Origin of the sequence: Streptomyces sp. 3MP-14 (assembly GCF_006334905.2) — a bacterium.
GTDB lineage: Bacteria > Actinomycetota > Actinomycetes > Streptomycetales > Streptomycetaceae > Streptomyces > Streptomyces triticirhizae.
Window position 1 is genome coordinate 237,588 of record NZ_VDLZ02000012.1, and the last position, 18,702, is coordinate 256,289.

General features: G+C 75.6%; 11 protein-coding genes. 5 read left to right on the forward strand and 6 right to left on the reverse strand.

Annotation, left to right across the window (positions count from 1 at the left end; all coding sequences use genetic code 11):
• Positions 1–142 precede the first annotated feature (142 nt).
• Positions 143–1,252, forward strand: a complete 1,110-nt coding sequence (locus tag FH609_RS20865) for a glycosyltransferase family 29 protein (RefSeq protein WP_139672186.1) — start codon at positions 143–145, stop codon at positions 1,250–1,252.
• Between the two features lie 775 nt (positions 1,253–2,027).
• Here FH609_RS20865 and FH609_RS20870 read toward each other — a convergent pair.
• From FH609_RS20870 to trmB, 3 genes are all read right to left on the reverse strand, one after another.
• Positions 2,028–2,777 (reverse strand): GNAT family N-acetyltransferase, encoded by a 750-nt coding sequence (locus FH609_RS20870; RefSeq protein WP_139672183.1) that lies wholly within the window; start codon positions 2,775–2,777, stop codon positions 2,028–2,030.
• 9 nt (positions 2,778–2,786) lie between these two features.
• Positions 2,787–3,923 carry a PrsW family intramembrane metalloprotease gene (locus tag FH609_RS20875; protein ID WP_193318050.1) on the reverse strand — a complete coding sequence of 379 codons (1,137 nt, stop codon included), beginning with the start codon at positions 3,921–3,923 and terminating at the stop codon, positions 2,787–2,789.
• A gap of 160 nt (positions 3,924–4,083) precedes the next feature.
• Entirely contained in the window at positions 4,084–4,809 is a 726-nt protein-coding gene (gene trmB, locus FH609_RS20880) for a tRNA (guanosine(46)-N7)-methyltransferase TrmB (RefSeq protein WP_139672557.1), read from the reverse strand.
• 80 nt (positions 4,810–4,889) lie between these two features.
• Here trmB and FH609_RS20885 point away from each other — a divergent pair, with 80 nt between their 5' ends.
• Complete coding sequence (locus FH609_RS20885; RefSeq protein WP_139672177.1) at positions 4,890–6,404, forward strand: PQQ-binding-like beta-propeller repeat protein; 1,515 nt, start codon at positions 4,890–4,892, stop codon at positions 6,402–6,404.
• Between the two features lie 1,470 nt (positions 6,405–7,874).
• Here the strand turns inward: FH609_RS20885 and FH609_RS20890 are convergent.
• Positions 7,875–9,284, reverse strand: a complete 1,410-nt coding sequence (locus FH609_RS20890; RefSeq protein WP_122399395.1) for an MFS transporter — start codon at positions 9,282–9,284, stop codon at positions 7,875–7,877.
• A 631-nt stretch (positions 9,285–9,915) separates the two neighbouring features.
• Between FH609_RS20890 and FH609_RS20895 the strand changes: the two genes are divergently transcribed.
• Positions 9,916–11,988 (forward strand): asparagine synthase-related protein, encoded by a 2,073-nt coding sequence (locus FH609_RS20895; RefSeq protein ID WP_139672175.1) that lies wholly within the window; start codon positions 9,916–9,918, stop codon positions 11,986–11,988.
• 67 nt (positions 11,989–12,055) lie between these two features.
• Here FH609_RS20895 and FH609_RS20900 read toward each other — a convergent pair whose 3' ends face one another.
• Both FH609_RS20900 and FH609_RS20905 read right to left on the reverse strand, forming a co-directional pair.
• On the reverse strand, positions 12,056–13,846 hold the full coding sequence (locus FH609_RS20900; RefSeq protein ID WP_139672172.1) for a sigma-70 family RNA polymerase sigma factor: 1,791 nt from the start codon (positions 13,844–13,846) through the stop codon (positions 12,056–12,058).
• A 264-nt stretch (positions 13,847–14,110) separates the two neighbouring features.
• Positions 14,111–14,938, reverse strand: coding sequence for a TetR/AcrR family transcriptional regulator (locus tag FH609_RS20905; protein ID WP_139672169.1), 828 nt, complete (start codon positions 14,936–14,938; stop codon positions 14,111–14,113).
• A gap of 316 nt (positions 14,939–15,254) precedes the next feature.
• On the opposite strand from FH609_RS20905, the gene FH609_RS20910 reads away from it, so the two are divergent.
• Together FH609_RS20910 and FH609_RS20915 are read left to right on the forward strand one after the other, a co-directional pair.
• Positions 15,255–16,721, forward strand: a complete 1,467-nt coding sequence (locus FH609_RS20910; RefSeq protein ID WP_226961847.1) for an NAD(P)/FAD-dependent oxidoreductase — start codon at positions 15,255–15,257, stop codon at positions 16,719–16,721.
• Between the two features lie 114 nt (positions 16,722–16,835).
• Complete coding sequence (locus tag FH609_RS20915; protein ID WP_139672165.1) at positions 16,836–18,521, forward strand: SpoIIE family protein phosphatase; 1,686 nt, start codon at positions 16,836–16,838, stop codon at positions 18,519–18,521.
• Positions 18,522–18,702: the final 181 nt, after the last annotated feature.

Genomic DNA, 18,702 nt, shown 5'->3' on the forward strand with positions numbered 1-18,702 from the left:
CTTCGGGCCCGCCGCGCGCCCCTCCCCGATCCGGGCCTGTCCCGGGCCGGCGAGGGGCGCGCGCGTGCTCGTTCCGCAATGTTCACCCCGGCGGTGCCCGGCGGAAACGCGGGCGGGGGGAGCGGGCGGGAAGGTCGCGGACATGAAGGCCATCAGAAGGTCCAGGGCCGCCGGCGGAACGGGCACCGCGCACCGGGCGAACCCCTGGCCGGGCAGCGTCGCGCGGGCCGAGGACCTCTTCGCCGGCTGCGTCAGGGAGTGCGCCGGATTCCTCAGCCGGGTCCCGGACGGCATGGGCGGCGCGGGTGGAACGGTCGGAACGGGCGGCGCGGGTGGTGCGGGCGGTGTGGCCGGGCCCGAGACCGGGCGGCTCGTCGCCGCCGTCGGCGAACTGGTGCGGGAACGCGCCGAGATCGAGCCCTGCCAGGACCGCTCGTTCGCCGCGCTGCTGCGCGCCGGGGACGCGGCGATAGCCGCCGGCCAGGTGCGCCTCGCGCGCCGGCTCGCGGACGCGGCGGTCGCGCTGCGCACCCGCTCGGCCGCCGCGTGGCTGCTGCGGGGGCGCGCGCTCTCGGTCGACGGGCGCGTGCGCGAGGCGAGCGATGCCTACCGGCGCCACCGCGCCCTCGCCGAGGACGACGCGCCGGAGCGCGCGCCGCTGGCGCTCGCGCCCGAACCGATGACCATCGACGGGCTCCGCACCTGGCTCGCCGGCCGCCGCGTCTGCGTGGTCGGCGGCGGCGAGGCCGTCGCCGCGAGCGGCCTCGGGCCGCGCATCGACACCTACGACCTGGTGATGCGGCTCGACTCCCACCCGCTCCACCCGCCGGGCACCGGCGAACGGACCGACCTGCACGCGGTCTCCCACGCCAGCGCGGGGCCGGGCTGGCGCCGCCGCGCCGAGGTCCGGCTGGTCTTCGGCGAACGCGCGGAGCAGTGGGCCGAGGCGGTCAGCCTGCGCCTGGTCCCCGGCGCCCAGAGCTACCTCGGCGACCGCGGCCTGAGCCACCCGGTCCGCGATCCGGCCCTGCTGGCCGAACCCCGCTGGGCGACGGACCCCACCACCGGCTTCTCCCTGATCCGGCTGCTGGACCACCTCGACGTCAACCCGACGATCGACATCGTCGGGCTCGGCCTGCCGGGCCAGCTCCGCCCGGAGGAACACCACTGGCTGCGCGCGAAGGGGACCACGGGAGCCACGGGCGCCTTCGGCGCCGTGGCGGGTTCGGGGTTGATCACGTCCCTCCGTTAGACGCTGGGCGCTGGCCTTTCGGTGACGCGGTGCCGCCGCGCGCGGCGGTTGTCGTGCGGGGCGCTCCGCCGCGCTGCGCGCGGCGGTCGCCGTGCGGGGTGCTTCGCGGCGGGGGGTGATTCGTCGCGCTGCGCGCGGAGGTTGGGGCGGGGGAGGGGCGGGCCGTTCGGACCTTCGTGGTCTGTGGCGCTGCGCGCGGCGGCTGGCGCGCCCGGGAGGTTCCGGTCGTGGGACTGCCGTGCTGCCTGCGGCGGTTGGGCGCTGCGCTGTGCGGCGCTACGGACCGTTGTCGAGTCGGGGGAACGGGGCGCCGTTGAGGCCCCCGACGGGTGGGGGCGCCCGGGGAACTGTCGTGCCGGGCGGGGCGGTTGGGCCGGGAGAAGGGTCGGGGTGTTCGCACCTTGGCGGTCTGTCGTGCTGGGAGAAGGGTCGGGCCGTTCGGACAGCCTTCGGCGGGTTGTCGCGTTGCGCGTGATGGTGGGAGACGTGTCGGTCGTGGATTCGCCGTGCCTCGTCACACAGTTGCCGCCTCGGCGGTTCGCCCGCCGGGTGAGGGCGCGCGCCCAGCGCCCCGCACGGGAGTTGGGCTCCGGCCCCGCCCCTGCCGTCTGGTCTGCTCCCGGCGGCCCGCCGCGCCCTGCGCGACCGTTGAAACCACCTCGCGCACCTGCGGCAGCCCGTGCCCCCGCGCCAACACCGCGCGCAGCGCGGTGGGCGCACCGTCACCCGTTCCGCGCGGCGCGCTGGGCGCACCGGCGGCCAACACCCCTTCGCTTCAGCGTTCCGGTCGGTGGGCCGCGCCGAACAGGCGCTTGGTCAGGCCGAGGCGTTCGTAGGTCGCGATGGCCGGCGCGTTGTCGGCCATCACCATCAGCGCGGCGCGGCCGTGGCGTTGGACGAGCGCGTCCAGGACGAAGCCGCACACGGCCCGCGCCAGGCCGCGCCCGCGCGCGGCGGGGTGGGTCACCACCCCGCCCATGAACCCGCACCCGGCCGCCGACCACGCGTCCGCCGCCACGGCCAGCGGCTCCGTCCCGGCGTCGCCCGGCGCCCCGGCCCAGCGGCGCACGCCCGCACGCCCCGGCCGCGCGTAGGAGTCGGGGAAGTAGCGGTCGAACAGCGGCGCCGCCGCCTCGACTTCGTCGGCGTCCAGCCACCGCACGTCAGCCGTGGCCACCCCCGAGCGCGTCGTCGTCTCCATCCAGAGGAACCGGTGGACCGGCACCAGGCCCGGCAGCCGTCGCACCAGCGCGTCGATCAGCGGCGCCTCGCCCAGGAGCCGGTAGGACGGGCCGGCCTCGTCCAGCACCCGCCGCACCAGCACCGCCGCGTCGGCGGCGTCGCCCCGGACCGCGAGCCGGTCCTGTTGCGCGCTCGGGCTGGCCACCGCCAGCGCCGCGCCGTGCCGCCACGCCCGCACCCCGGGCCCCAGGCGGTCGCCGCCCCGCCCCTGGGCGGCCCACACCGGCTGCCCGTCGCCGGCCGCGCACCGTTCGACGTCGCTGAGTCGTTCGAGTTCCCGCACGCGCCCTGTCTACCCCGAGGTCGGCGCCGTGGCCAATGTGGTGGGGGAGGCGAACGCGCGGTGTGTCCACAGGCTGTGGAGCAGCGCGCGTTCGCGTTCCGTGAAGTCGTCGGGGACGCGGCCTTGGGCCGCCTCGGTGCGCAGGCGCGCGAGTTCGGTGGCCGCGCGCTGGTACTCCGCCATCGCCCGCGCCCCGGCCGCGCCCCGGGCCCGGCGGGCCGACCTGCGGGCCCGCGCCCGGGCGCCGGGCGAGCCCAGCGCCGCCGGCTCCCCGGGAGCGAGCCAGCCGGCCGCGACATAGTGGTTCAACGTGCGCCGGATCGTACGGAGTTCACGCCGGCGCACGGTCACGGCGACCCAGCACAGCGCGCCCAACAGCGGCGCCATCAGCAGCAGATACACCGCCCCGAAGCCGAACAGGCTCAGCGAGGTGGACGCGTTCCACACCGAGTGCAGCGCCATCGCCAGGCCCAGGCCCACCAGCGGCAGCGCCGGCCGCCACCGCCCCAGCGTCGGCCCGAACGCCACCGCGAGGCCGAAGCCGAGGCCGGCCAGACCGGTGAACAGCGGGTGCGCGAACGGTGCCAGCACCATCCGCACCACGAACGTCACCACCGTCGCCGAGTCCCACAGCCCCCACACGCCCAGCCGTTGGTCCTGCGCGAAGGCGGTCCCGAGGTAGAGGACGTTCTCCGTGAAGGCGAAGCCGGCCGCCGCGCACCCCGCGACCGCCAGCCCGACGAGCACGCCGTGGCCCCGCGCCATCCCGCGCAGCCAGACCACCAGCAGCGCCCCGGCCTTCGCCGACTCCTCCACCATGGGCGCGATCAGGGTGAGTTCGAGGGTGTCGGGCTCGGTCGGCGCCAGCCGGGCCGGCTGGTCGGTCAGCCACTGGACGACCAGCCCGTTCACCGTCAACGCGACGAGCGTCGCCACGCACGCGCCCCAGCCGAACGCCAGCGACCAGGCCCGCCAGCCCACCGGCGTCACCGCGCTCAGCCAGCGCACCGCGAGCACCACGAACGGCAGCGGGACCGTCGCCAGCCCCAGGCCCACCCAGAAGCCGCCCGTTCCGGTCTCGTCGTGGATCACCGCGCCCACGACCAGCGCGCACAGCGTCAACCCGGCGCAGACGGCCAGGGTCACGGGCCGTGGCCGCCGGGCGCCGCGACGTGGGGGGAGCGTAAGGCGCACCCCACGACCTTACGGCCTGCTCCCGCCCGTTGGCAGGCGAGAACGGGCCGGGCGGGCGAGAACGGGCCGGGCGGGCGAGAACGGGCCGGGCGGGCGCGCGCCCCGGGCCGGTTCAGGGCAGGCGGCGGAAGACCAGGTCCCGCACCCGGTGGCCCTTGGCCAGGCCCTGCCGTTCGAAGCGGGTCAACGGCCGGCTCGCCGGCCTCGGCGCGAAGCCGCCGTCCGGGGCGGTGTTGACGAACTCCTCGCTGGCGCCGAGGACTTCGAGCATCCACTCCGCGTACGGCTCCCAGTCCGTGGCGCAGTGCAGCGTCGCGCCGGGCGCCAGCCGGGACGCGGCCAGCTCGACGAACGCCGGCTGGATCAGCCGCCGCTTGTGATGTCGCTTCTTGGGCCAGGGATCGGGGAAGAAGACGCGCAGCCCGGCCAGCGAGCGTTCCGGCAGCATCTCCCGCAGCAGCAGGATCGCGTCGCCGTTCGCCACCCGGACGTTGTCGAGCCCGGCGCGGTCCGCCAGCCGCAGCAGGTTGCCCTGGCCCGGCGTGTGCACGTCGGCCGCGAGTATCCCGGTGGCCGGGTCGGCCGCCGCCATCGCGGCCGTCGCCTCGCCCATCCCGAAGCCGATCTCCAGCACGACGGGGCGCCCGCCGAGGAGTTCGTCCAGGTCGAGCGGGGTGCGGCCGTCGATCTCCACGCCCCAGCGGGGCCACAGCGCGAGCAGCGCCTGCCGCTGCGCGTGGGTGACCCGGCTGCGCCGGGGCTGGAAGCTGCGGATCGCCCGCTCGGGCGCGGTGCCCTCGGTCGGGTCGGCGGCCGGGCCGACGCCCGGCGGGAACATGCGCGGCCGCTCGTCCCCGTTCGCGGGCGCCGGCACGGGAGCGGGCACCGAGGCGGGCGCGGAGGTGGGCACGGAGGTGGATGACTCGGACACAGTGCTCCCGATGGTACGGCTCCCAGGAACCGGCCGGGGCGGCGGGAACGTCGGACCAGGGGACGGGACGTTCCGCCCGGTCCGCCTCCGGGCGGGGCGGCGGCGACACCGAGACGACGGGGGCGAGTCGGGTGGCGGACGGCGAGGGCCGCATAGGTCTGGTGGCCATGGTCGGCGTGGTCCTGCTGGCGCTGCTCACGGTGTGGGTGGTGGTCTTCAGCAGGGAGGACGGGGGCACCGTCGAGGCCGACGCGACCGCCCTGCCGGCCGAGACCCGTTCGGAGACGCCCCGCGAACTGGCCGAGCTGTGGGCGGCCCCGGCCGTCCTGGCTCCGGTGCGCGGCGCCGGCGCCGAACTGATCAGGGTCTGGCCGCACGGCGAGACGGTGACGGTCGTCACGGCCGCCGCCGTGCGCGGCTATCTGACCGTGGACGGCCGCGAGGCGTGGGACGCCGAACCGCCGCCCGGCGCCGGCGAACCCTGCGCCGCCGCCCCCCGCGCCAACGCGGCCGGCCTCGGCGCGCTGCTCTACGAGACGGCGGACGGCGGCTGTTCGGTGCTCGCCGTGCTGGACGTCGCGACCGGCGAGATCCGCTGGTGGCGCCAGCTGGTCGCGGGCGGAGCGCCCGTCGACGCGGGCGGCGTCGCGGTCGCCGTCGGGGAGAACACCGTCTCCGCCGGGCTCGACGCGGATGGCGCGCCGGACGCGTTCCACCGGTTCGCGGTCGCGGACGGCGCCCCGTTGCCGCTGCCGCAGCCGCCGCCCGAGCAGGCCGACGCCGGCTGCCCCGACGGCCGCCGCCACCCGGTGACCGCGCGCCAGCGCGGCAACCGGCTCGTGGTGCTCAGCCGCTGCCAGAACGAGTCCCTCGCCCGGGAGTTGAGCGCCTACGACGCGGACACCGGCGAGTGGGAGTGGACCCACATCGGCGAGCAGGACATCGCCCTCGACGTCGACGCCGTGGTCGCCGGGGACCCGGTGCTGCTGATCCAGGGCACGGGCCCCGAACGGGAGTTGGTCGCCTACGCGGAGAGCGGTCAGGCGCTCTGGCACCGCCCGCTGGGCGCGACGGACGAGGACGCGCCGGCCCGCCCCGGGCCGCTGCCGGGCGAACACTCGGTGGTGGCCGGCCAGCTGCTGGTCACCCGCTACCAGCCGGCGCCGGACGCCGAGCCCCCGGCGGACGTGTGGCCGTTGGCCGGCTACGAACTGGCCACCGGCGAGCAACGCTGGACGATCGAACTCGCCGTCGAAACACAGCTGTTGGGAACGGACGAGGCCGGCAGACCGCTGCTGGCCGAACCGACCGGCGACGACCTGCTCCAGGTCCTCGCCCTCGACCCCGCCAACGGCGAGACCGCGCCCGTCGGAACCGTCCCCCTCTCCCCCGACCGCGCCTACGACCGGCAGTACGCGGCCCTCGACGAGAACCAGCTCTACCTCCTGACGGCCATGTCCGCCCCCACCCAGAAGCTGCGCCTCCACGCCTACGAACGGTGACCCTCCGGGGGGTGCCCCGTGCACACCGAGCGGCCCGCCTGATCTCTGACGTACCGAGCGGCGCGCTGCGCGGCCCGGCCCGGCGGTCCCGCCTCCGGCGGGGTTCGCCCCTGGGCGGTCTCGCCAGCGCCTCGGCCGTTGGGGCCCGGCCATTTTGCCGCCGGCGCCGCGCGTAACGGGCCGCTCCTTGGGGGAAGTTCGCCCGCCCACTGGACGCTTTCGCTCATGCCTCGGCCCGGGCAACCGGTCACCTCTCTGCGGGAGCGTGCCGGACGTCCGTGGTCCACGCCCCGGAAACGGGCAAGCGTTCGGGCTGTCGCCGGGTCGTCCCGGCCACTCCCGCGACAGCCCGCTCGGCGCCCATGTTCCGCAACGGGTCTCCTGCCGGGGAGAGTTCGCCCGCCCGGACCCCCGGCCGCCCTCCGGAGCACTCTGTCCGGCGACCGACGCCCCGTTCAGAACGCCGGCCAGCGCGGCGACAACCGACCGCCTTCCGAGCGGAGTTCGCCTGCCCGTGCCGCCTCCGCGCCAGGTGTCCGGCCGGCCCGGTGTGCGACCGACCACCGGCCGACTCCCCACGGCAGCCCGACCGCCCTCCGGGCCGTTCCGTCAGCACCTCAACCGCCGGCCAGAGGCACACCTACCCAGCCAAGGCGCCCCGCCCGCCGCCTCGTTGCCGCCATCTCCGCCAGCCCGGGAAGCCCGGCCGACGCGGGCCGTCGGCTCAACTACCCGCCTAGCCAGAGGCGCTTCGCCCGATGCCCTGCCGCCCGGCCCAGCCGGTGGCCCGCCCGGCCAGGGCCCGGCCCCGGCGCAGCCGGCAACCGCCCACCGACCTCAACCGCCCGTTCGGCGAGGCTCCGCCCACGTTCTCGCTGGTGCCGCCTCTTCGCGAAAGCCCGCCGGCCCGTGAGCCCGGCCGACTCGACCCGTTGCGTCAACAGCCCATGCGTCACGGGCACTTCGACCGATACCTTGCGGTCCAGTCCAGTTGGTCGCGCCGGTGGCCTGCCCGGCCAGGCCGGCGGCACTTCGCCCGACGCCCTGCCGCCCGGCCCAGCCGGTGGCCCGCCCGGCCAGGGCCCGGCCCCGGCGCAGCCGGCAACCGCCCACCGACCTCAACTGCCCGCCCGGCCGGCGGCACTTCGACCGATACCTCGCCGCCCGGTCCAGCTCCTTGCGTCAACGGTCCCCCGGCCAGGGCCTGGCTCCGGCGTAGCCGGCGAGCGGCCACCGGCCTCAACCGCCCTTCCGGCCATGGGTACTTCGACCGATGCCTTGCCGTCCAGTCGAGTTGGTCGCGTCAGTGGCCTGCCCGGCCATGGCCTGGCTCCGGCGCAGCCGGCAACCAGCCACCCACCGGCCTCAACTGCCCGCCCGGCGAGGGCCCCCGGGCCCGACGCCGGTCCCCGGCTCGGCCGCCCGGCCCGAGGGCCGGCCGGCCGGCCGATGCCAATGTCATGTGCCGAGTCACGCTGGAGCGGCGAGCAACGGGCGGGCCTGCTCCTGGAGTTCCTTCACCAGCGGCTCGTCGCCGTAGGGGGCGAGCCGGTGCAGCAGGTTGCGGACGTAGTCCGTGGTCCGCGCGGAGGATATCCGCCCCGCCACCTGCACCGCCCTGGCGCCGGCGGCGCACGCCGCGTCCAGGTTCCCGGACTCCAGCTCCGCGACCGCCGCCACTACCAGCCGCAGCCCGTGCGAGCGCACGAACTCCTCCGTCGGCTCGGACAGCGCCTGCTCCGTGAAGTGCCGCACCTGCCCGGGCACCTTGAGGTCGATGTAGCACTCGGCCGCGTCGGCGGCCAGCCGGTCGTACGCGTAGAAGTCCAGCCAGCCGGGGTCGCCGTCGCCCTCCCGGGAGCGTTCCAGCCAGCTCTCCGCCGCCGAGAGGGCGGCGCCGCAGCCCGGCGCGTCGTGGGCCTTGGCCAACGCCCTGGCCTCGACCAGGTGGAAGAAGCTCATGGTGCGCGCGGTGGCCAGCGAGCGGTTCCGTTCCAGCGCGGCCTGCGCCAGGTCGACGCCCTCGTCGGCGAACCCCCGGTACGTCGCCTGGAGCGACATCGAGGCCAGCACATAGCCGCCGAGCGGCACGTCGGCCGCCGCCCGCGCCAGCCGCAGCGCCTGGATGTAGTACCGCTGCGCGGCCTCCTGTTGGCCGGTGTCGAACGCCATCCAGCCGGCCAGCCGGGTCAGTTCGGCGGTCGCGCGGAACAGCGAGCGCCCCACGTCGTCCGCGTAGGAGCCGAGCAGCAGCGGGGCCGCGTCGGTGCGCAGGCACTCCGGCACCATCGACGAACGCCAGTCGCCGCCACCGTACTTGGAGTCCCAGCGCCTGGCCTCCTCCGCCGCCTCGCGCAGCTTGGAGACGTCCGAGTGCCCCACCCGCCCGGCGGCCGTCGGGCCCTGCGCCGGGGTGGCGCGGCCGACATAGGCGTCGGCCGGGGTGATCAGCCAGCGCGAGACCGGCGTCGCGTAGGCGGTGACGGTGAACGATCCCGCCAGCGACTGCCAGATGCCTTTGCCAGGGGCAACATCGAGGCGGTAAAGCTCCGTCGCCGAGTCGACGGCCCCCCGCACGTCGCGCGGGAAGGCCAGCCCCACCTCCGGCGCCGGGTCCGTGTCGGCGAGGCCGATCTCGTGCAGGGGGACCCGCCGGCCCAGCTTGCTGCTGATGGCGGCGGCGATCAGATGCGGCGCGGCGCCCTGGGGGATCATCCCCTTGGTCACCCACCGCGCCACGGATGTCTTGTCGTAGCGCAGCGTCAACCCCCGCTGCGCGCCGAGGTCGTTGACCCGACGGGCCAGTCCGGCGTTGCTGATCCCCGCGAGGGCGAGGACAGCGCCCAGCTTCTCGTTCGGCCCGCGTTGCTCCCTGGACATGCGCGCACCCCTGACACACCAACGGCAGCCCCGCGACCGGCGCGGGGCATTCCCGTGCCTCCGCGAACCCAGCGTAGTTCGCCGCCTGCTTACCGTTAAGGGGGTGAATGCCGGTTGGCGGGATTATGTCCGTACCTCTGTGCGAGCGCTGCCCGGCCAACGGATTGTGCTCCGGGCATGTGGCCGTGCGCCCGGGTGTGCGCTCTGGGCAGTCCCCGGGTGGAGCGCTTCGATGAATGCGCGTGGGTCGGCCCGCTGCCGTGAAGGTCGGCGGGTCGGGGGAAGCCGTCGTCTCATTCCCCGCGGACGGCGGTGTGGTCCGGGAGACAGCCAGCGTCTCCCGGACCACAAGATCTCCTCGGCGGTGTGGCGCCCGATCAAGTACCTTGCTGCGTCCAGACGTTGCCCAAACTTTGGCCGAAAACAAACGCCGCTCCGCGCGGCGGGACAGAGGGCGCGACGGGCCGGTCCCAACCCCCGTCGCCTTCCAGGTGGTTCGCCACACAGGCGAACTACCTCCCCGGTATGCCCCGCAACGGCCCCTCCCATGGCAGCATTGGCCTCAACACCTACGCGACGGCACTGGTCCGCCGAGACCACAGGGCCCGAATCTTCAGTGGGGGAGGCGCCGATGCGGTGGTTGGTCGGGTGGAGCGGAGCATCCGCCAGCGCGGCCAGAGACATTCAGCCGTTGGGGGCCCAACTCCTCTGGGACGGCCCCGATCCGCTGTGGGCCGTGGGGGACTGGCGGCCCGACGAGATCCGACTGGTGTACGCCGACGGCGACACCCATCTCGCGGTCTTCGGCTACTGCGGCGCGGACGACGCCACCCTGCGTCGCGCGCTGGTCTCGGCGCGCGCCGGCGCACTCCGGCAACTCACCACCTGGCCCGGGAGTTACACCGCCGTCGCCCGCTTCGGCCGGCGCACCGTCATCCCCGCCGACCTCGCCGGCAGCCGCCCCGTCTTCCACACCGACTGGGCCGGCGGCACCGCCTACGCCACCGCCGCCCTGCCGCTGGCCGACCTCACCGAGGCCCAGCTCGACGTGGGCCACCTCGCCGCCCTGCTCGCCTGCCCCGAGTCGCCCGAGGCGCTCGGCGACGGCACGCCCTACGACGGCGTCAGCCGCGTGCCGCCCGGCCACGCGCTGCTGCTGCGCGAGGGCGGCAGCCGCGAGATCTCCGACTACGAGCCCGCGCCCTCGCTGGTCGTCGCCGCGCCCCCGCTGGAGCGCGAGGCCGCCGTCGCCGGCGTGCGCGAGGCGCTCGTCGAGGCCGTGCGCACCCGGCTCGCCGCGCCCCGGCACGCCCCGGCGAGGGACGCCGGGCCGGTGCCCGGCATGGGCCCCGAGGACCGCAGGGCGGCCCGCTCCGGTCCCGACCCGGCGCCCGGCGTCGGCGCCGACCTCTCCGGCGGCAGCGCCTCCGCGACCCTCGCGCTGCTGGCCGCCGGGCTGCCGGGGATGCCCGGCACGGTCTACGGCACCGGCGCGACGCTGGCCGGCGAACGGCTGCTCGCCGTCACCTTCAACGACCTGCCGCAGCTCGCGGGACCGGCCGCCGTGGACCGCGCCGCCGAGCTGGAACGCGCCCGCCTGATCGGCGAGAACCCGAGGCTCCACCACGTGGTGGTCGCCGGCGACGAGGAGGCGCTGCCCTTCGGCGACCTGGAGTCGGGGCCGCTCACCGACGAGCCCGGCCCCTCGCTGGTCCTCGCCGCCCGGCACCGGCACCGGCTGGCCGCCGGCAGCGCCGACCACCTCATCGGCAACGGCGCCCGCGAGGTGCTGGACGCCCACCCGGCCCGGCTGGCCGACCTGGTGCTGGACCGGCGCAGACGCCATCTGCTGCGCCCGGCAACGGCGTTGGCCAAGGCCAGCGGCGGGGGCGGCCGTGCCGTGTTGGTCCCGTTCACCGTCTACCGGGCCGCCCGCCGGCTGGCGCGCACCCCGTACCACGAGGGGCTGAGCAGCGCGGCGGGGCTGCTGCGGCAGCCGATCGAGGAGCCCGGGTTCGTCGAAGGGGCGCTGGGCGCCTCGCTCTCCGCGCTGGCCTGGTGCCGGCCGGGCCCGGCGGCCCGCTGGCTGACCGGGGAGGCCCTTGCGGAAGTATCGATTCGGCTCGACGCGGTGGCCGCCAGCCCGCGCAGCGCCACCATGGCCGGCCGCCCCGGGGTGCGCAGGGCCCGCGCCGTGCTGGCCCGACACGCCGCCGACCAGCGGGTCTTCGAGCAGGCCGCCGAGCTGCGCCACCAGCGGCTGCACGCCCCGTTCTACGACAACCAGGTGGTGCGTGCCTGCCAGGCGCTGCCCGAGAGCGTCCGCGTGCAACCCGGGGCGCGCGCCGATGTGTTGCGCGCCGTGCTCAACGGGGCGGGCGTCCGCGACCTGCCCAGCGGCTGGGGCGCCACCGGCGCGACGGCGCACGGCGAGGCGCTGCGCACCGGCCTCACCACCCATGTCGGCGCGCTCGTCGACCTCTTCGACGCCCCGCTGCTGGCTGACGCCGGCCTGGTCGAGGCCCGGGTGGTGCGCAAGGCGCTGCGCGCCGCGGCCCAGGGCGAACGCCTGCCGCTGGACGGGCTGGGCGAGCTGGTCTCCGTCGAACTCTGGCTGCGCCGCCTGCTGTTGCGCCGGGGCTCCTGCTGGACCGCCGAGGGCAACCGCGACCCGCGCGCGGTCACCAGCGGCGTCACCCCCTGAGCCCGCGCCGCCGCAGCGAGCCCGCGCCGCCGCAGCGCACGGTCCGAGCCGCCGGGCCGGCGCCCGTTCAGCAGGCGATCTCGCTGTCCGCCCAGTCGGCCAGCGCCAACGCGCCCAGCGGGCCCCGGGGTTCGACGTCCAGGCGCAGCTCGTTCACCCCGGCCAGCGGAACGGACAGCGGCGTCGCCCGCTCCCCGGCCGAGATCTCGGGCGAGCGCCACAGCTCGGCGCCGTCGCCGTAGACGGTGAACACCGCGCCGCCGAAGCCCTGGGTCAGGTCGTCGATGCCGACCAGCGCCGAGTAGCGCGAACAGGAGCCGTTCAGGTCCACCAGCACCGAGGACGAGGCCGGAACGGTCACCCCGTGCGCGTGGTCGACGCCGCCGATGCTCAGCCCGTCCCGCTGCCACAGCGGGGTGCTCTCCGCCAGCCGCACCGTGGGCTCGTCGCTCTCGCCCCACAGGCCGAACGCCAACTCCCGCAGCAGGTAGGGCTCCGCCGGGGGCGGCGTCGGCGTCGGCGTCGGTTCCGGCTCGGGTTCGGGTTCCGGCTCGGGGGTCGGCGTCGGGCTCGGTTCGGGCTCTGGTTCGGGTTCCGGCTCCGGCGTCGGCGTGGGTTCCGGCTCGGGCGGCGGGGTCGGCTCGGGGTCAGGTGTGGGTTCGGGCGTCGGCTCGGGTTCCGGCTCGGGCTCGGGCTCGGGCGTCGGCTCCGCCGGCGGCCTGGCGTCGGCCGCCTCCGGCGGGCCGGCCGGCGGCTCCTGCTCCGGGTCCCCGCCCATCATCGCCAGCGCCAGGGCCGCCGCCACCGCCGTGGCGACCAGCCCGGAGATCACGCCCGCCTTGACCGGCGCGCCCAGGCCCTCTCCAACGGCCCCCGCCCCTGCGCTCGTTCCCGCCGCGCCCGCGCCGGCCCCCGCGCCGCCGGCGGCAGCGGCCGCGCCGCCCGAGGCGCCCGCGGCGGCGCCGGCACCGCCCCACAGCAGCCCGCCCTTGGCGCCGGCGTCGGCCGCGAACCAGCCGATGAAGGCCACCGGGAGCAGCGCTCCGATGTTCTCGTTGATCGCCCGCACCTCGGACGCCGCCGAGGCGCAGCGCGCGCACTCCGCCAGGTGCCGGCGCAGCCCGCGCTCGGCCCGGGTGCGCAGCCCGCCCCTGGCGAACGCGCCCAGCCGTTCGGCATAGCCCGCGCACTCGCCGCCCTCGGTGAGCGTCCGGCTCACATGCTCCTGGAGGAACGCCTGCTTGAGCCCCTCCCGCGCCCGGTGCGCCAGCACGGCCGTGGCGTTGGGCGTCAGCCCCAGCAGCGGCGCCACGTCGCGCGGCGACGCCTCCTCGACCGTGGTGTGCCACAGCACCGTCTGCCAGCGCTCCGGCAGGCTGCGGAACGCCCGCACGGCCATGGAGCGTTCGGCCTCCCGCATCGCCCGCACCTCGGCGGCCAGCTCGTCGGCGCTGGCCCGCCCGGCCCGCGCCGCCGCGTCGGAGAGCGCGAACACCGCGAAGTCCTCGACCAGTTGCTCGCGCTTCGCGGTGCGCGCCCACTCGGCGGCGACCCGGCGGACCGAGGTCAGCAGATAGGCCCGCACGGCGGTGCGCGGACCGGCGCCGCCCCGCACCGCCTGGAGGGTCGCGGCGAAGACCTCGTTGGTCAGGTCGTCGGCGGTGTCCGCGTCCCGGCAACAGGTGCGGGCATACCGGCGCACGGAGTCCGCGTGGCGCCGGTACAGCTCGTCGTACGCCCCCTGTTCGCCCCGACGCATCCGGTCGATCAGCTCAAGGTCCGCCGTGCCCGAGCGCTCCTCGCGCTGGCGCGGCACCGTGGACTCCTCGGAGAGTTCGTCCCGCCCCTCAAAGTCCATCCGGCCCGCCCCAGTTGTCGTCGGTTGTCGTCGCAATGCCGTTGTTTACACGACTGTCAGCACCGACGTCAGGCTGCCATGCCCGCCCGCCAACCGGACAGGGGTGTCCGGCAAACCACCCTTTCGGGCGGTGTACCAAGCGCCTTCCCATGCGCCGCGCTCACCGAGCACGGCGCACGCGCTCCTCGCGCACTCCCCGGGACGCCCCCGCGCGCCGAGCCCGGACCGCACCGGCCCCGGCGCGCGAGGTCAACTCCGGCCAGGTCACCGCCCGCCCGGGCGCAGCCCCTGGAGCAGTATCTCCAGCAGCCGCGCCTCGGCCGCCGTCTGCCGGGTCGGATCGTCCAGCCTCGGCGGCGTGGTCGCTATCACCAACAGCAGGTCGGCCACCGTGACATCGGCCCGCAGCTGCCCGGCCGCCCGGGTCCTTTCCACCAACTGCTCGACGGCGGCCAGCAGTTCACCAGACTCAGCCGGCACAGCGGCCACGGGCGGTGCGCCGGGCGCCCCGGCCTCCGAAGAGCCGGCGTCCGCGCCCGGCGCACGGGAGGCCGCCCGCGCCCCCGCGTCCACCGGCTCGACGACATCGCGCATCACCGGAGAGCCGCCGGCCGCCCCGGTCCGCCCGCCCGCCGGCATGTTCCGCTGCGACGGCACCCGGTCCCCGCGCGTGCCACCCGCCGTCAACAGCTCCGGCGGCAACAGCCGGCCGGCCCCGGCCGCCGCCGAACGCTGCACGAAGCCGGCCAACGCCCGCCACGGCTCGTCCTCCACGGCCAGCGCCTCCCTGGCCCGCTCGGTCAGCCGCTGGGTCTCCTCCGCCGCGATATAGCGAACGAGCGCCTCCTTGTTGGGGAACCGCCGGTAGACCGTGCCGACCCCGACCCGCGCCCGCCGCGCCACCTCCTCCATCGGCGCCCCGTAGCCCTGCTCGCCGAAGACGGCCCTGGCCGCGCTCAGCACATGGCGCAGATTCCGCTGCGCGTCCACCCGCAGCGGTGCCGAACGCCGCCGTTCCGACCAGCGCCCGTTCGCGGCGACGCCCGACGTTCCTCCGGCCTCGCGACCGTCGGCCGACTCCCTGACACGCATAGTGACCCCCCGAAGCTCGATCCGCGCGCCGCGCGGCCGGGCGTCCATCGAAGAAGCGGTCGGTCCACTTCTCCTACGAATACGAATCCACTGGTGTATCTGGTTCTGCCAACTCGACCGGCACGACGGGCCGCCGCACAGGACAACGACCCCACGCGCGCTAAACGCAACAACCCACGACACTCCCCAACAGGACGGTCCAATCCGCAACTTCTCGCCACAGCCGGCGGCGAGAACCGCTCACGACCGGCCACGAACGCGCCCGCCACCGCACAACCTGTGGACAAAACTCCATCCCCCGGTGCCTCATGGTCGGGTGACCAAGCACACCGCGCACATCGTCGTGGCCGGCGGCGGCTATGTCGGCCTCTACGCGGCGCGCCGCCTCCAGCGTCGGCTGCGGCGCGCGTTGCGAGGCGGCGACGTCCGGATCACCGTGGTCAGCCCCGATCCCTACATGACCTACCAGCCCTTCCTGCCCGAGGCGGCGGCCGGTTCTCTCTCCCCTCGCCATGTCGTCGTTCCCCTGCGCCGGGTGCTCCCGCACTGCCGCTTCCTGCCCGGCGAGATCGTCGGCGCCGATCCCGAGCGGCGCACCGTCACGGTGCGCACGGCGGCGGACGCCGACGCGCCGGGCGGCGAGCCGCTCCGGCTGGATTACGACGAGCTTGTGCTGGCCCCCGGTTCCATCTCCCGCACGCTCCCCGTGCCAGGATTGGCCGACCACGGCGTCGGCTTCCGGACCATCGAGGAGGCCATCGGCTTGCGCAACCATGTGCTGGAGCAACTCGACATCGCCTCTTCCACCCGTGACTCCACCGTCAGGGACGCCGCCCTGACCTTCGTCTTCGTCGGCGGCGGCTACGCGGGCGTCGAGGCGCTGGCCGAACTGGAGGACATGGCCCGCTACGCCTGCCGTTACTACCCCAACATCCGCGCGGACGAACCGAGATGGCTGCTGGTTGAGGCCAGCGACCGCATCCTCCCCGAGGTCGGCCCCGAAACGGCGGCCCACGCCCTACGCGAACTTCGCGGACGCAACATCGACGTTCGCGTCAACACCCGCCTGGTCAGCTGCGAGGACCGCGTCGCCATCCTCGACGACGGCTCGCGCCACCCCGCCCGCACCCTGGTCTGGACCGCCGGCGTCCGGCCCCATCCCGTCCTCGCCGCCTGCGGCGTCCCGCTCGACGAGAACGGCCGGGTCCGCTGCGAACCCGACCTGAGCGTCGTCGGCGTCCCCCACGTCTGGTCGGCCGGCGACGCCGCCGCCGTTCCCGACCTCACCGCGACCGACCACGCCCCAGCATCCCCGGACGCCCCCGCACCCAACGCCTCAACACCACAGCACAACCCACCCCACACCAACGCGCCCGGCGCCCAACCCACCCAAGCCGGCGCGCGAACTCCGTTGTGCGCCCCCAACGCCCAACACGCCCTCCGCCAGGCCCGCCGCCTCGCCGACAACCTCGCCGCCACCCTCGACGGCCGCCCCACCACCGACTACCGCCACCGCCACACCGGCTCCGTCGCCTCCCTCGGCCTGCACCGGGGCGTCGCCACGATCCGCGGCCGCACCCTCAGGGGACGCACCGCCTGGCTGGTCCACCGCCTCTACCACCTCGGCCGGATGCCCACCCGCAACCGCAAGGCGCGTGTCCTCGCCGAATGGGCCCTTGCGGGATTGTTCAAACGTGAGATCGTCTCACTCGGCTCGCTGGAACACCCACGGGCCGAGTTCGAGCGCGCCGCCGACCCCGGGCGCCGCCGCGGACGCCCCTGAGACCACGCTCGGGGGCCCGGCCCCACGCCGAACCATGTGACCATGGGTGGGACGCCGCTCACCGAAGAGTAAGAAGACCAGAACGACTCCCGGAACGAATCGGATCGGAACGCTGTGAATTTGACGCGCTGGGGAATCCGGCTGCCCGGAGCACAGCGCCGCCACGGCGCCACCGAAGGACGCTCCCCGGCACCCACCGGCGGCCAGCCGACGGCCGGCGTCCCGGCCGCCCGAGGCGAGCAACGCGAACCCGCCGCCAGGACACCCACCGCCGCCGGCCCCGGCGTCGAAGCGATCGCCGTCCACGAGCTGCTCGGCCAGGTCCCGGCCCCGGTCGCCGTCGTCCACGGCCCCGACCACCGCGTCGCCTATGTCAACGAGGCGTACGCCGCCCTCTTCGGCAGCCGCCAACCCGGCATCCCCGCCCGCGAGTCCCTCACCGAGCTGGTCGAACTCGGCCTCCTCCCGCTGATGGACCAGGTCCAGCGCAGCGGCACCCCCCGCACCATGAAGTCCCGCAGCGTGCCCGGCGAGACCCGCGACAGCTACTTCACCTTCACCTGCACCCCGATCCGCCTCGCCGCCCCCGACAGCGGCCACACCCAGCGCGGCGTGCTCGTCTTCGCCGCCGACATCACCGACCAGGTGGTCACCGCCGAACGCCTCCGCGAGAGCGAGAGCCAACAGCGCGCCGCCGCCGTCACCCTCCAACACAGCCTGCTGCCCCAGAAGTTGGAGCAGCCCGACGACCTCAGGGTGGCCGCCGTCTACCAGCCGGGCGGCCTGGACGCCGCCGTCGGCGGCGACTGGTACGACGTGATCACCCTCGGCGCCGGCCGCACCGCCGTCGTCATCGGCGACGTCATGGGGCGCGGCGTCCGCGCCGCCGCCGTGATGGGCCAGCTCCGCACGGCCGTCCGCGCCTACGCCAAGCTCGACCTCCCCCCGCACGAGGTGCTCGGCCTCCTCGACGGCCTCGCCGCCGACATCGACGCCAGCCAGATCGCCACCTGCGTCTACGCCGTCTACGACCCCAACGAGGCCAGCCTCACCTACGCCTCGGCCGGCCACCTCCCGGTCCTCATCCGCGACCCCGACGGCACCGTCCACCGCGCCACCGATCCCACCGGACCACCCCTCGGCACCGGCGGCTGGATTCACGCCTCAGGCACCATCCCCTTCCACCCCGGCGCCCAGGCCGTCCTCTACACCGACGGCCTGGTGGAACGCCGCGACGCCGACATCGACGTCGGCCTCGACGCCCTGGAACGCGCCCTGTCCGGCGCCGGCGACAGCCCCGGCATCATCTGCCACCGCCTGCTGCGCGCCCTCGGCATCGACGAGGACCACGACGACGACGTCGCCATCCTCGTCCTCACCTGCCCGGAGCGGCACGGCGAGGAGGCCGACCTCTTCCGGGGCGCCGCCCTCGACCTCCTCGGCGGCGTCGAGGCCGCGCCCCGCGCCCGCGCCTTCGCCGACGGCGTGCTCGCCAGCTGGCGGTTCCCCGAGGAACTCCGCGAGTGGGGCGTGCTGGCCACCAGCGAACTCGTCGCCAACTCCCTCAAACACGGCCGCGCCCCCATGCGTCTCCGGCTGCGCCGCACCGACCGCCGCCTCATCGTCGAGGTGACGGACGGGGACGAGCACCTGCCGCGCCGCCAACAGGTCGAACCGGCCGACGAGGCGGGCCGGGGCATCGCCCTGGTCGCCACCATCGCGGCCGAGTGGGGAGCCCGCCGACTCCCCGAGGGAGGAAAGGCGGTCTGGGCGGAGTTCGCCCTTCCCCACGCGAGTTGACGCCGTTGGGGTGACCGCGTAAGGTTCCTCAGGCGCTCGTCAAGGGCGCACATCTGCCGCCATGTGCGGCGCCCACTTCGTGTGAACCTGATTCCCGGTGAGGGTTTGTTTCGGTGTGTCCGAAGCATGTCCGCATGGGGGTTCGGAAGCCCGGATTTGGAATTCGGGTGGGGTTGGTTCT

Excerpts from the sequence above, each read along its gene's own strand:
- FH609_RS20865 (WP_139672186.1), top strand. The coding sequence starts at position 143 with ATGAAGGCCATCAGAAGGTCCAGGGCCGCCGGCGGAACGGGCACCGCG.
- trmB (WP_139672557.1), bottom strand. The coding sequence starts at position 4,809 with ATGTTCCCGCCGGGCGTCGGCCCGGCCGCCGACCCGACCGAGGGCACC.
- FH609_RS20885 (WP_139672177.1), top strand. The coding sequence starts at position 4,890 with ATGACTCGGACACAGTGCTCCCGATGGTACGGCTCCCAGGAACCGGCC.
- FH609_RS20890 (WP_122399395.1), bottom strand. The coding sequence starts at position 9,284 with ATGTCCAGGGAGCAACGCGGGCCGAACGAGAAGCTGGGCGCTGTCCTC.
- FH609_RS20895 (WP_139672175.1), top strand. The coding sequence starts at position 9,916 with ATGCGGTGGTTGGTCGGGTGGAGCGGAGCATCCGCCAGCGCGGCCAGA.
- FH609_RS20900 (WP_139672172.1), bottom strand. The coding sequence starts at position 13,846 with ATGGACTTTGAGGGGCGGGACGAACTCTCCGAGGAGTCCACGGTGCCG.
- FH609_RS20905 (WP_139672169.1), bottom strand. The coding sequence starts at position 14,938 with ATGCGTGTCAGGGAGTCGGCCGACGGTCGCGAGGCCGGAGGAACGTCG.